The organism is Streptomyces sp. NPDC090499, from assembly GCF_044769305.1.
In the GTDB taxonomy this organism is placed as follows: Bacteria; Actinomycetota; Actinomycetes; order Streptomycetales; family Streptomycetaceae; genus Streptomyces.
Window position 1 is genome coordinate 247,135 of record NZ_JBIVXP010000012.1, and the last position, 13,131, is coordinate 260,265.

Consider the following 13,131-nt stretch of genomic DNA (forward strand, 5'->3'; position numbering starts at 1 on the left):
CCGTGGCCCCTGACAAGTGGCGCAGGTCGTCCTACTCGGGAAGCGGCGACGGCAACAACTGCGTCGAGGTAGCCCCCCGCCCCGCCCACATATCCGTCCGCGACTCCAAGGCCCCCACCAGAGCCACCCTCACCTTCCGCCCCCGCGCCTTCGCCGTCTTCCTCGACGCCCTGCAGGCTGCTCAGCCCCGAGCCACCAGTTCCACCTCGAACCCGTCCTCGTTCTCCAGGTACGCCGCGTAGTGGTCCGGCCCGCCGGCGTGCGGGTGGCGGTCCGGGAACAGCAGGGTCCACCCGTGTGCCGGGGCCGCTTCCGTCAGCGCGTCGACCGTCGTCCGGTCCGGTGCGTGGAACGCCAGGTGGTTCAGGCCCGGCCGCATGCGGTCGTACCCGGCGCCACCGCCCCGCATCGCCGGGGATCGTTCGACCACCACGTACGTCTCCCCCAGCCGCCAGCTCCGCCCGTCCGGCCAGTTCTGGTACGGCGTCCAGCCCAGGCTTCCCAGCAGCCAGCCCCAGGACGCCGTCGCCCGGTCCAGGTCCGGCACCCACAGCTCTATGTGATCAAGCACCCGCAGTCCAATGGAAGTTGATAGAAGCTCAAGAAGAACGCCGTTCCTGACCCTGCGTTCAACATCATGTGGCACACTGCCGCGGTGGTCGATCATTCGTACGCGGATCTCTCGCTCGCCGCGCTCTACGACAGCCTCAACCCGTGGGGGCCGGGTGACGACTTCTACCTGGAGCAGGTGATGGCCGCCGGGTCCGTGCTCGATGTCGGCTGCGGTACCGGGCGGTTGCTGCGCGGAGCGCGGGCCGAAGGGCACGCGGGGCGGCTGACGGGGCTGGAACCAGCCGCGGCGATGCTCGTGCAGGCCCGCCGGGCCGAACCCGGTGTCGAGTGGGTGCTCGGCGATCTGCGGGCCCGCCGGTGGGAGGGGCACGGCTTCGAGCTGGCCGTGATGACCGGGCACGCCTTCCAGGAACTGGTCGGCGACGAGGAGTTGCGGGTCGCGCTGGCCGCCGTACGCGCCGCCCTCTCCCCCACCGGCCGGTTCGTGTTCGAGACCCGTAATCCCGGCGCGCGGGCCTGGGAGAGCTGGACCCCGGACCGTGTGCACCATGCCACCGACCCGGACGGCCGTCGGGTCCGTGTCTGGCACGAGGTCGACGGTTCCCCGGTCGGGGACCGGGTGACCTTCACGGAGACGTACGAGGGCGGCGCCTTCGCGCGCCCCCGGGTGAACCGCTCCACCCTCCGCTTCCTCGCCCCCGACGCCCTCGCCGGCTTCCTGGACGCCGCCGGTCTGGAGGTCGTCGAACAATACGGCGACTGGGCACGCGGGCCGGTCACCTCCACAAGTCCGGAGATCATCACCGTCGCGCAGCAGGGGTAGGCCGGACGCCGCGGACCTCGGCAGGGCCGCCCGGCGGGAGCTGTCGGCCGCCGCGATCCCGGTACCCGCGGGCGTGTCCAGGGACGTGGTGCGGCCGGCCGGGGAACGGCGAGTTCACGCCCGCGCAGGCACAGGAGTGGATCGGGAACGGCGACGTCCCGGATCCTGGCCGCGGCGGCAGGCACGGTCCGACCGGTCCGCCGCCGTCGGGCAGGAGAGGGCTACTCCTCCTCCAGTGCCGCCAGCGCCGGATCCAGCACGATGTCCTCGTCGCGGGCCTCGGTCGTCGGGTCCTCCGGGAAGTGGCAGGCCGTGAGGTGGCCCTCGTGGTTGCCGGAGATCCGGACCAGCGGGGGTTCCTCCGTCGCGCACTTGTCCTGCGCCTTCCAGCAGCGGGTGCGGAAGCGGCAGCCGGAGGGCGGGTTGATCGGGGACGGGACGTCGCCGGCCAGGCGGATGCGTTCGCGGCCGACCGCGTCCGGCTCGTCCGTGAGGCTGACCTCGGGGACGGCGGACAGCAGGGCGTGGGTGTAGGGGTGGCGGGGGCGGTTGTAGATCGCCTCCCGGTCGCCGACCTCGATGATCTTGCCGAGGTACATGACCGCGACGCGCTGCGAGAAGTGCCGCACGATCGCGAGGTCGTGGGCGATGAACAGGAACGCGATGCCCAGTTCCTGCTGGACCTGCTGGAGGAGGTTGACCACCTGGGCCTGGATGGAGACGTCCAGGGCGGAGACCGGTTCGTCGGCGACGATCAGCTTCGGTTCCAGGGCCAGGGCGCGGGCCACGCCGATGCGCTGGCGCTGGCCGCCGGAGAACTCGTGCGGGAAGCGGTTGAAGTGCTCCGGGTTCAGGCCGACGATTTCGAGGAGTTCGCGTACGCGCTTCTCGCGGCCGCCCTCCGGTTCTATCCCGTTGATCTCCATCGGGCCCGAGATGATCTTGCCGACCGTCTGGCGGGGGTTCAGCGACGAGTACGGGTCCTGGAAGATCATCTGGATCTCGGACCGGATCGGAGCCAGCTGCCTGCGGGAGGCGTGGCCGATCTCCCGGCCGCGGTAGGTGATCGTGCCGTCCGTCGGTTCCAGCAGGCGGGTGATGAGGCGGCCGGTCGTGGACTTGCCGCAGCCGGACTCGCCGACCAGGCCGAAGCTCTCCCCCACGTGTACGGTCAGGTCGATGCCGTCCACGGCCTGGACGTGCCCGACCGTGCGCCGGATCGGGAAACCGCCCTTGACCGGGAAGTACTTGGTGAGGCCGGAGACTTCGAGGAGGGGTTCTCCGGCGGTCGCCTCTCGGGGGGCGGGAAGGACCGTGTCCTGGGTCATGACGTGTCGTCTCCTAGCCCAGACGGGGCTTGATCTCTTCGAGGAAGATGGTGCGTTTCTGGTCGGCCGTGAGATGGCAGGCCGAGGCGCGGTCGGGGGCCAGCAGGGGGCGTTCGGTGACGCAGCGGGCACCGCCGACCCGGTCCTGGAAGGTGCAGCGGGGGTGGAAGCGGCAGCCGGAGGGCGGGTTCAGCAGGGACGGCGGGGTGCCGGGGATCGGGTTCAGCGGCATGCCCAGGTCGGAGTCGAGGCGTGGCATCGAGTTCAGCAGGCCCCAGGTGTAAGGGTGTTGGGGCGCACGCAGGACCTCGTCCGTCGAGCCGCGCTCCACCGCGCTGCCCGCGTACATCACCATGATGTCGTCGGCCATGTCGGCGATCACCCCCAGGTCGTGGGTGATGAAGATGATGCCCGATCCGAACTCCTGTTGCAGGTCCTTGAGCAGGTCCAGGATCTGCGCCTGCACGGTCACGTCCAGGGCGGTGGTCGGTTCGTCGGCGATGAGCAGGTCGGGGTCGCAGACCAGGGCCATGGCGATCATCGCGCGCTGGCGCATGCCGCCGGAGAACTGGTGCGGGTAGTCCTTCGCCCGCTCCTTCGGGTTGGGGATGCCGACCTTGGCGAGCATCTCCACGGCCCGGTCCCAGGCCGCCTTCTTCGACGCACCCTTGTGCTTCATGAACGGTTCGGCGATCTGCCGGCCGACCGTGTAGTACGGCGACAGCGCGGTCAGCGGGTCCTGGAAGATCATGGCGGCCTTGTTGCCGCGCACCTTCTCCAGTTCGGACTCGCGGGCGGTGATCAACTCCTGGCCGTCCAGGAGGATCTCGCCCTCGACCGTGGTGAACTGGGGGTTGTGCAGGCCGAGGATGGTCAGGTTGGTGACCGACTTCCCGGAGCCCGACTCGCCGACGATGCCGAGTGTCCTGCCTCGCGCCACGTCGAACGACAGCCCGTCCACGGCTCGTACCACGCCGTCCTCGGTCCTGAAGCTGACGTGCAGGTCCCGCACCGAGAGGAAGGCACCCGAGTCGGCCGGTGCGGGGGTGCCGGCGTCCTTGGTCAGAGTGGTCACGACGGTTCTCCTCCTGCCCGGCCTAGGACAGCCGGACGCGCGGGTCGATGAACGCGTAGGCCGCGTCGACGATGATGTTGAACAGCAGGATCATGGAGGCGGAGAACAGCATGACGCCCAGCAGCAGCGGCAGGTCGCTGAACTGCACGGATTCCACCGCGAGGCGCCCAAGGCCGGGCAGTCCGAAGGTGTACTCCGTGATGATGGCACCGCCGAGCAGCGAGCCGAGGTCGATGCCGAAGATGGTGACGATCGGGATGAGCGAGCCGCGCCACGCGTAGCGGAAGAAGACGTATCTGCGGGACATGCCCTTGGCGCGGGCGGTGCGGACGTGTTCCTCCTGGAGCTGCTCGATCATCGACGAGCGCGCCATACGGGTGTACTGCGAGGCGAAGATCGTGGACAGTACCACCCAGGGGATGACCAGTCCGGTGAACCAGGTGGCCGGGTTCGCGGTGAAGTCGTTGTAGGCGGGCTTGGCGAAGATGTGCGACTGGTAGACCAGTACGGCGAGCGCCAGCGGGCCGAGGAAGTAGATCTGCATCGAACTGAGCACCATCGAGCCGGCGGTGACCGTCTTGTCGAGCAGGGTGCCGCGTTTCCACGCGGCGAACATGCCGGTGCCGAGCCCCACGCCCAGGAAGACCACCGCGGCGCCCAGGGTGAGCGAGAGGGTGGTGGGCAGCCGGTCCATCATGGTCGCCCAGACCAGGTCGTTGGTGTGGTACGAGTACCCGAAGCAGGGGGCGGGGCAGGGGCCCTGGGCGAACTTGTCGCTGCCCAGGACGAGGTTGTGCAGGAAGATCCAGTACTGCTCGGGGATCGGCTTGTCGAGTCCGAGCACGTGGTGGATGTTGGCGAGACTCGTCGGATTGCACGTCTTGCCGCACATCAGCAGCGCCGGGTCGCGCGGCATCCCGAAGAACAGCAAGAACGTCACGATGCTCAACAAGAAGAGGATGACGACGGCACCGAGGATCCGGCGGACGAGGAAGCGCAGCATGCGAGGGGCTTTCTGACGTCGGCGGGCCGGGCGGTACCCGGTGCGGTGTCGCCCCGAGGGGGCTCACGCACCGGGTACCGGGCGGGCAGGTGGGTGGGGTTACTTGACGTAGAGGCGACGCGGGTCGATGCCGCCGATCACGTCGTCGTAGACGAGGCCGCCGACCTTGGAACCGGCGATCTGGACCTGCTTGTAGTAGATGGTCGGGACGGCGTTGATGACGTCCTTGGCCAGGTACTGGTCGATCTTCTCCCACGCGGCCGCCGACTTGACCGGGTCGGTGATCTGGTTCGCCGCGTCGATGTCGGCGTTGACCTTGGCGTCGTTGATGTGCGAGTAGTTCGGCGAGCCGTCGGCGATCGCGCGGCCGTCGAACAGCGGCGGGATCACGGTCGAGGCGGACGGCCAGTCGGCGCCCCAGGCGGAGTGGTAGATGTCGTAGTTGTTGTCGACCTTGCCGATCTGGTCGTAGAAGGTCTCGGCCGGGATGTCCTGGCGCTGGACGTTGAAGCCGGCCTTGTCCAGCGCGGCGGCGATGGCGGCGGAGTACTGCTGGCCCTCGGGGGTGTTGATGTAGCCGTAGGTCAGCTTCATGCCGACCTTGCCGGCCTTCGTCAGCAGCTCCTTGGCCTTGGCCGCGTCACCGCCGGGGTTCTTCCGCTTGCCCCACGGGTCGAAGGACGCGTCGTAGCCGCTGACGGTCGGGCTGATGAAGCCGCCGGCGACCTCCGCGGCGGAACTGCCGCCGAAGGCACGGATCATCGGAGTGATCGGCAGGGCGTAGGCGATGGCCTCGCGGACCGTCTTGTCCTGCAGCGCCTTGTGCGACTGGTTGATGTTGACCTGGCCGACGTAGGGCTGGTAGCCGGCGACCGTGCGGGCCTTGACGGCCGCGTCACCGCCGAGGACCTGGGAGATGTTGCCCGCGTCCACCGAGTTGTTGAAGCTGATGCCGGCCTGGTCGGCGCCGCTGTTCGCGAGCAGCGCCTTCGTGGAGTCCTCGTACTGGACGTTGAACGTGAAGTCCATCTGGTCGACGTACTGGTTGCGGATCGGGTCCGTCTTCGGGTCCCAGTTGGTGTTCTTGACCAGCACCATCGACTTGCCGGACTTGAACGACTGGATCTTGTACGGGCCGGTCGTCACCGGGGCCTTGTCGTACTTCTCCTTCGTGTCGCCCTTCTTGGAGACGACCGCGTAGCCCGCCATGGCGAGCGCGTACGGCAGGTCCGGGTGCGCGGTCTTGAAGTGGAAGACGACGGTCTTGCTGTCCGGGGTCTCCAGGATGCTGTCCGGCAGGTGCTTGCCCTTGTAGGGGCCGTCCGGGAGCAGCTTGCGGTAGTCGGCGCCGTTGGTGTCGGCCAGCCACTGCTGGAGGTACGTCGGGCCCTGGTTGATGAAGGACGCGAAGAGCCGCTCGTAGGTCTGGCGGAAGTCCGCGGACGTGATCGGCGTCCCGTCCGAGAACTTGATGCCGTCCTTGAGCGTGTACTTCCAGGTCTTGCCGCCGTCCGTGGTGGTACCGGAGTCGGTGGCCAGGTCGCCGACGACCTCGTGCTTGCTGCCGTCGTTGCCGGTGGCCTTGTAGCCCGTGAGGCCTCTGTGGATCAGCGTGGCGAGGGAGCCCTCGTCGGAGACGTAGATCTGCGCCGGGTCGAGGTGCGCGTACGAGTCGCGCTGCAGCACTTCGAGGGTGCCGCCGGTCTTCGCGCCCGGCACGGCGGTCGCGGGCCCTGTCGAGTCCGCCGCGTCGCCGAACTTGATCGAGGCCTGCTGCCTCTTGGCGTTCTGCTGGTCCTTCTTCTCGTTGTCGCCCGCGCTGCTGCCGCCCTTGCTGCAGCCGCTGAGCACGAGTGCCCCGGCCGCGAATATCGACAAAGCGGCGTATGCATGGCGTCCGCCCCTACTCATCACTGAAGTCTCCACCCATCTGTGTGTACGCCGGTGCGAAGGAAATGGCCGTGCGGTATCGGGGCGAGGACGCCCACAAGCTCTCGGTCAGCGCGCCGTCTTGGGATCGAAGGCGTCCCGGACCGAGTCCCCGAGCAGGTTGAAGGCGACGACGAAGACGACCATCGAGACGCCGGGGAAGAACATGTACGTGATGTCGTTCTGCAGGACGAGCTCGGTCGAGGCCTTGGAGAACATCTGGCCCCAGTCGGGGGTGGGCTCGACGATGCCGACGCCGAGGAACGAGAGGCCGGCCTCGATCGTCACGAAGCTGGGGAGGATGTACGTGGCCTGCACCAGCAGCGGTGTCACCACGTTCGGCAGGATCTCCTTGCTGATGATCCGCCAGGGCGAGGCGCCGCTCACCTTGGCCGCTTCGATGAACTCCCGTTCCCGAAGGGCGAGTGTGGTGCCGCGCAGGATGCGGGCGAGGCTCATCCAGCCGAGCACCCACTGGACGACGATCAGTGCGACGACGCGCACGTAGGTCGGCGTCTCGTCGCGCGGGCTCACGAACAGCGAGACCACGACCGGCATGCTGGCGATGAAGAACAGCTGCGAGGGGAAGGCGAGCAGGAAGTCGATGAGCCGGCCGATGAAGAAGTCGGTCCTGCCGCCGAGGTAGCCCGCGCTGACGCCGAGGAGGATTCCGGTGAGGACGACCGCGACGGTGACCGCCAGGGAGATCAGCAGCGAGGTCCGGATGCCGAAGATCAGCTTGGTGAACACGTCGTAGCCGTTGCCCGGTTCGAGACCGAACCAGAACTCGCTGCTGATGCCGCCGTTGGGCTGCACCGGCACGCCCGCGCTGTCGAAGAGTTCCGGGCGTTCGTCGGCGTAGATGGTGTACGGGTTCTTGCCGTACAGCTTCGAGATCAGCGGGGCCGCCGCCGCGACGACGAAGTAGAAGGCCACGACGAACGCCGAGATGACGCCGGTGCGGTCGCGCTTGAAGCGTATCCACATCAGCCGGCCCGGCGACCGGCCTTCGACCGTCACCGTTCCGGTCTTCGTGTCGGGCTCCGGTCCGCCGTCCACGACGACCGACCTTCCGCCGCCCTCAATGTCCGTGGGACTGGTCACAGTTCGTCCAATTCACAGGTGTGGGTGTGCCGAACCGGCGGCCGGCACGGGGGCACGACCGCTGTGGCATGATCCGATGAGGTGTCGGGCGTCCCCGAGATGACCGGGAACGCCGCAGCCGGACGCGCGTAGGCGAGCGAGCGCGCTACCCGGCCGGCCCTTGTTTCAGGACCAACCGCCGGACGAACAAGGACAGTCGGACAGAGCGGACCGAACGGCCGTCGTCGGCGACGGAACCCACCTGGTGCCTGTGACACTGCACATGGGACTTCTCCTCATGACTTCACGTGTTCACCAACAGGAGGCTTCCGTCCATACCCTCCGACACCCCTGACGGAGGGTCAGACACCCCCTGGTGCTCGTGAGTCGGGCGCTGTCCCCACAGCGCGAGACCCATTGACCCGAGCGCTACGCGGCTAACTATCTGCCATGAGCCAGGTGCCGACCACTGTCTTTAAATCTCAATTCAGTCACAGCTGGCGCGTAGTTCTTCCGAAAAATGGACAAAGCGTTCGACGGGAGAAGGGCGCGAAACGGACTTGTTACATGGGTATCGGGCGAGGATCTCCGCATTTCGGACACCGGCCCGGGATTGGCCGAGTCTCGCCCACCCGAAAACGGGTTGCAAAAAACCCGGGCACCCCCATCATGGGGGCACCCGGGCTCGGACGTCCGGCGATCAGTCGCGGTCAGCCGTGCTTAGCGCGGCTCGCGGCGCGGGCCCGCTCGCGGGCGTCCAGGTTCACCTTGCGGATGCGAACGGCCTCCGGGGTCACCTCGACGCACTCGTCGTCACGGCAGAACTCCAGCGACTGCTCCAGCGACAGCTTGCGCGGCGGCACGATCGCCTCGAACGAGTCGGCCGAGGACGACCGCATGTTCGTGAGCTTCTTCTCCTTGGTGATGTTGACGTCCATGTCGTCGGAGCGGGAGTTCTCGCCGACGATCATGCCCTCGTACACCTCGGTGCCCGGGTCGGTGAACAGCACACCGCGCTCCTGGAGGTTCGTCATCGCGAACGCGGTGACGGCACCGGAGCGGTCGGCGACGAGCGAGCCGTTGTTACGGGTCGTCAGGGTGCCGAACCAGGGCTCGTGGCCCTCGTGGATGGAGTGCCCGATACCCGTGCCGCGGGTCTGCGTCAGGAACTCGGTACGGAAGCCGATGAGACCGCGGGACGGCACCACGAACTCCATGCGGACCCAGCCGGAGCCGTGGTTGGACATGTTGTCCATCCGGCCCTTGCGGACGCCCATGAGCTGCGTGACCGCGCCCATGTGCTCCTCGGGCACGTCGATCGTCATGCGCTCGACCGGCTCGTAGGTCTTGCCGTCGACCTGCTTCGTGACGACCTGCGGCTTGCCGATGGTCAGCTCGAAGCCCTCGCGGCGCATCTGCTCGACCAGGATGGCGAGCGCCAGCTCACCACGGCCCTGGACCTCCCAGGCGTCCGGGCGCTCGGTGTCGAGCACGCGGAGGGAGACGTTACCGACCAGCTCGCGGTCGAGGCGGTCCTTGACCTGGCGGGCGGTGACCTTGCGGTCCTTGACCGCGGCCTTGTTGTCGGCGCCCTTGCCGGTGCCGCCACGGCCGACCAGCGGCGAGGTGTTGGTGCCGATGGTCATCGAGATCGCCGGCTCGTCGACCGTGATCAGCGGCAGCGGGATCGGGTTCTCGGTGTCGGCGAGGGTCTCGCCGATCATGATGTCCGCGATACCGGCGACGGCACAGATGTCACCCGGTCCTGCCATCTCGGCGGGCTTGCGGGTGAGCGCCTCGGTCATCAGCAGCTCGGTGATCCGCACGTTGGACATCGTGCCGTCGCGCTTGATCCACGTGACGGTCTGGCCCTTGCGCAGCTCGCCCTGCTCGACCCGGAGCAGGGCGATACGGCCGAGGAAGTTGTCGGCGTCCAGGTTGGTGACGTGCGCCTGGAGGGGGGCCTCCGCGTCGTACTCCGGAGCCGGGACGTGGGCCAGGATCGTGGAGAAGAACGGCTCCAGGCTGTCGCTGTCGGCCGGGACGGTGCCGTCCTCCGGCTTGGTCAGCGAGGCCACGCCGTCACGCGCACACGCGTAGACGATCGGGAACTCGATCTGGTCCTCGTCGGCGTCCAGGTCGAGGAAGAGGTCGTAGGTCTCGTTGACCACCTCGTCGATCCGGGAGTCCGGGCGGTCCGTCTTGTTGATGCACAGGATGACGGGCAGGCGCTGCTGGAGGGCCTTGCGCAGCACGAAGCGGGTCTGCGGCAGCGGGCCCTCGGAGGCGTCGACCAGCAGGACCACCGCGTCCACCATCGACAGACCGCGCTCGACCTCGCCACCGAAGTCGGCGTGGCCCGGGGTGTCGATGATGTTGATGGTGATGACGTCGCCGCCATCCTTGGGGTGGTACTTCACGGCTGTGTTCTTCGCCAGGATCGTGATGCCCTTCTCACGTTCCAGGTCGTTGGAGTCCATCATGCGGTCGTCGAGCGACTCGGCGGCGTGCGCAGCGAAGGCACCGGCCTGCTTCAGCATGGCGTCGACGAGGGTCGTCTTGCCGTGGTCGACGTGGGCGACGATGGCGACGTTGCGGATGTCGTGGCGCGTGGCCATGGTGCGGCGTACTCCCGGGGTATTGAGAAGGCCCTGTGCGTACGTCCGTGTGACGCGGGCCTGCCGGGCTTGACACGCCACGGCCTCACCCCATGTTACGTGGCCTTTGTAACTGAGGCTCGCCGGGCCGACCCGAAGGGGCGCGGGCGGTATCGATGTGCGGCTCCGCCACGCGGCGCGACCAGCCACGATCCACCCGCGCCCGACCACGAAACCGTGCCCCCTACCCCTTGCTGGGGCTCGGCGACGTCTTCGCGCCCTTCTTCAGGAAGCCCATGTCCTGGTACACCGGCGTCTGGAAGCCGAAGGCGCCCACGTTCACCAGGTCCTTCCGCGCGCCCACGAGCTGCGGCCGCTGGTACAGCGGGAGCGACCCGGCGGACGCCCAGATCCTGGAGTCCGCCTTGCGCAGCAGCCCGTCCGCCTCGTCCTCGTCCAGCGTGCCCAGCGCCTGGTCGAAGAGCTGGTCCACCTGGTCGGTGCCGACCCGCGTGTAGTTCTGCTCGACGTTCAGCGAGCCGTCGGCCGCGACCACCGGCTTCGCGTAGATCGGCCGCGCGTCCGTCGCCGGGAACGCGGAGGACGGCCACGAGTACAGCGCGAGGTCGTACTGCCCGGCCGCGATGTGGTCCTTGAAGTAGCTGTCGTCGGAGACCTTCTGGATCTCGGTCGCGATGCCCACCCGGTCCAGCATCTGCGAGATCTGGCCGGCGACCGCCTGGAGGGTCTCCGAGCCCGGCCCCGACGGCAGCACGAACCGCAGCGAGAGGGCCTTGCCGTCCTTGGCCAGCGGCCCGGCCGGCGCCCCCGCTCCCCCGGGTGCCGCCGTGCCCTTCGGCGCGTACGCCCCGGGCGCCCCGTGGGCGTGGTCCTTCTGGTGGTCGCGGGTGTCCTTGTCGTAGGCCTTGTCGTCCTCGCCGACGATGTACTGCCCGTCGTGCCCGCCGTCCGACTCGTCGCCCTGCTCGCTGTCGTCCTTCTTCTTGCCGGCCTTCTTCTCGTCCTCGGCGCCGGCCGCCTTGCCGCCGGCCTTGACCGGCCCGCCGGCCACCCAGCCCGCGTCGGCGAGCAGGGCCTGCGCCTCGTGGGTGTCGAGGCCGCCGATCGCGCCGCTGCCGTCCGTGTAGGCGGCCTGCCCGGACAGGGCGACGTGGCTGCCGACCGGCACCGCGGGCAGCCCCAGCGGGGTGAGGACCAGCCTGGCGAGCGACTGGCGGTCCAGGGCGCGGGCGACGGCCCGGCGCACCCGCTCGTCGGCGAGCGGGCCCTCGGAGCCGTTGAGGGCGAGCTGGGTGTAGGCGGGCTCCAGCGACTTGCGGACACCGAAGTCGCGCAGCTCGTGCTGCTGCTCCAGCCACTTCGCGATGCTCCTGCGGAGCTTCTTCGGCCCCTTGGGCAGCTTCTCCTCGTCCATGCCGAGGGTCAGCGCCCAGGACCGCAGCTTCTTGGCCGAGGTCTTGCCGGCGCCCTGCAACGGCAGGCCGGTGCCCTTCTCGCGGCCGGCGACGGTGATCCGGTCGGCGTCGGCGGCGTCGATGTCGGCGACGTCCACGGTGCCGTCGGCGAGCGCGGCGGCCCGCTTCGCGCGGTCCACGGCGTGCAGGTCGATCTCGTCGAGCTTGGCCGGGTGTCCCCACCAGCGCGGGTTGCGGGTGAGGACCACGTCCTTCCTGGCGGTGTCGACCTTGTCGACCCGGAAGGGGCCCGCGGTGACGGTGAGCTTGCGGCGGGCGCCGTCGTTGAAGGCGTCCGGGGTGCCCATGACGTCCTTCGGGTACAGCGGCGAGAACAGCGACCTCCAGTCGGCGTAGGGCCGGTCGAAGGTGACCCGGACCTCCAGGTCGTTGGCGCCGCGCTCGATCTCGGCGATACGGTCGTAGCCGGCGTTGCGGGCGGTCCAGTAGGCGGAGTCCTTGCCGGACAGGGCGCGCCACTGGGCGGCGAAGTCGGCGGCGCCGATCTCCCGGCCGTCGCTCCAGACGGCCTGCTGGTCGAGCTTGTAGAGGACGACCTGGCGGGGCTCGGTCTCGATGACCTTCGCGGACTCCAGGTAGTCCGGGTTGCGGACCGGCTTCCCGGTGGCGTCGATGGTGAACATCGACGGCAGGACGGCCTGGGCGACCCGGGAGGTGCCGGCGTCGGCGTCGGCCTGGAAGGTGTTGAGGGTCTCCGGTACGGCGTCCACGGCCATCTTCAGGGTGCCGCCCTCGGCGACCGCGTCCCTGGCGACCGGCACGATGTCCTGGCCGGCCAGTGGCTTGCTGGCCTCGTCGTCGGAGCCGCAGCCGGCCAGGAGGGGCACGGCCAGCGCGCCTGCGGCGAGAAGGGCGACGGCATGGGTGACGGTCCGCTGGTGGCGCCGGGAGGTGCCGCTGTCGTTCGGCTGCGGCGCCGTTGTGGCTGATCGCGCAGTTCCCCGCGCCCCTGAAGGGGCGCTATGGCCGACGCCGTGGTGAGACATCTCTGCGTTACCTCCGGAGGCCCCGTGACTCGGGTGCGGTCTGTTCACATTTGGGGGTATTTTGGAGTTGATCACATGTACTCAGAAGTACGGACCCCACTGAAATGGACGGGGTCCGTCGGCCGGGGACGACACGGCGGCGGGGGCCGTCAAACCCCACCCGTGCGGCGCAATCCCGGCGCGAACAGAGCGCGTGCGGGCGTGCGACGGAGGCGCGCAATCCGCCAATCGCTGCACA

The 13,131-nt window shown here is 68.8% G+C and carries 10 protein-coding genes; 2 read left to right on the forward strand and 8 right to left on the reverse strand.

Going from position 1 to position 13,131, the window contains the following annotated elements:
• Positions 1-2: 2 nt before the first annotated feature.
• On the forward strand, positions 3-242 hold the full coding sequence (locus ACIQVL_RS36000; RefSeq protein WP_403477420.1) for a DUF397 domain-containing protein: 240 nt from the start codon (positions 3-5) through the stop codon (positions 240-242).
• On the opposite strand, the gene ACIQVL_RS36005 is transcribed toward ACIQVL_RS36000, so the two are convergent.
• Complete coding sequence (locus ACIQVL_RS36005) at positions 182-571, reverse strand: VOC family protein (protein ID WP_403477421.1); 390 nt, start codon at positions 569-571, stop codon at positions 182-184. The genes ACIQVL_RS36000 and ACIQVL_RS36005 overlap by 61 nt on opposite strands.
• An 84-nt stretch (positions 572-655) precedes the next feature.
• On the opposite strand from ACIQVL_RS36005, the gene ACIQVL_RS36010 reads away from it, so the two are divergent.
• Positions 656-1,396: a class I SAM-dependent methyltransferase gene (locus tag ACIQVL_RS36010; RefSeq protein ID WP_403477422.1), complete on the forward strand. Its 741-nt coding sequence runs from the start codon at positions 656-658 to the stop codon at positions 1,394-1,396.
• Between the two features lie 221 nt (positions 1,397-1,617).
• Here ACIQVL_RS36010 and ACIQVL_RS36015 read toward each other — a convergent pair whose 3' ends face one another.
• The 7 genes from ACIQVL_RS36015 to ACIQVL_RS36045 all read right to left on the reverse strand — a co-directional run bounded on the left by ACIQVL_RS36015 (position 1,618) and on the right by ACIQVL_RS36045 (position 12,893).
• A complete protein-coding gene (locus tag ACIQVL_RS36015; RefSeq protein ID WP_403477423.1) occupies positions 1,618-2,724 on the reverse strand; it encodes an ABC transporter ATP-binding protein in 1,107 nt (368 codons plus the stop codon).
• A gap of 13 nt (positions 2,725-2,737) precedes the next feature.
• Positions 2,738-3,799 carry an ABC transporter ATP-binding protein gene (locus ACIQVL_RS36020; RefSeq protein ID WP_403441009.1) on the reverse strand — a complete coding sequence of 354 codons (1,062 nt, stop codon included), beginning with the start codon at positions 3,797-3,799 and terminating at the stop codon, positions 2,738-2,740.
• 22 nt (positions 3,800-3,821) lie between these two features.
• Entirely contained in the window at positions 3,822-4,802 is a 981-nt protein-coding gene (locus ACIQVL_RS36025; protein WP_403441012.1) for an ABC transporter permease, read from the reverse strand.
• 99 nt (positions 4,803-4,901) lie between these two features.
• The gene (locus tag ACIQVL_RS36030; RefSeq protein ID WP_403441015.1) at positions 4,902-6,713 is read right to left on the reverse strand and encodes an ABC transporter substrate-binding protein; all 1,812 of its coding nucleotides are present in this window, start codon (positions 6,711-6,713) and stop codon (positions 4,902-4,904) included.
• Between the two features lie 87 nt (positions 6,714-6,800).
• On the reverse strand, positions 6,801-7,835 hold the full coding sequence (locus ACIQVL_RS36035; RefSeq protein WP_403441018.1) for an ABC transporter permease: 1,035 nt from the start codon (positions 7,833-7,835) through the stop codon (positions 6,801-6,803).
• Between the two features lie 689 nt (positions 7,836-8,524).
• Complete coding sequence (gene typA, locus ACIQVL_RS36040) at positions 8,525-10,432, reverse strand: translational GTPase TypA (RefSeq protein ID WP_393809867.1); 1,908 nt, start codon at positions 10,430-10,432, stop codon at positions 8,525-8,527.
• A 223-nt stretch (positions 10,433-10,655) separates the two neighbouring features.
• On the reverse strand, positions 10,656-12,893 hold the full coding sequence (locus ACIQVL_RS36045; protein WP_403477424.1) for an ABC transporter family substrate-binding protein: 2,238 nt from the start codon (positions 12,891-12,893) through the stop codon (positions 10,656-10,658).
• Between the last annotated feature and the right edge of the window lie 238 nt (positions 12,894-13,131).

Coding starts and splice junctions, on each gene's coding strand:
- ACIQVL_RS36015 (WP_403477423.1), bottom strand. CDS start 2,724: ATGACCCAGGACACGGTCCTTCCCGCCCCCCGAGAGGCGACCGCCGGA.
- ACIQVL_RS36025 (WP_403441012.1), bottom strand. CDS start 4,802: ATGCTGCGCTTCCTCGTCCGCCGGATCCTCGGTGCCGTCGTCATCCTC.
- ACIQVL_RS36030 (WP_403441015.1), bottom strand. CDS start 6,713: ATGAGTAGGGGCGGACGCCATGCATACGCCGCTTTGTCGATATTCGCG.
- typA (WP_393809867.1), bottom strand. CDS start 10,432: ATGGCCACGCGCCACGACATCCGCAACGTCGCCATCGTCGCCCACGTC.
- ACIQVL_RS36045 (WP_403477424.1), bottom strand. CDS start 12,893: ATGTCTCACCACGGCGTCGGCCATAGCGCCCCTTCAGGGGCGCGGGGA.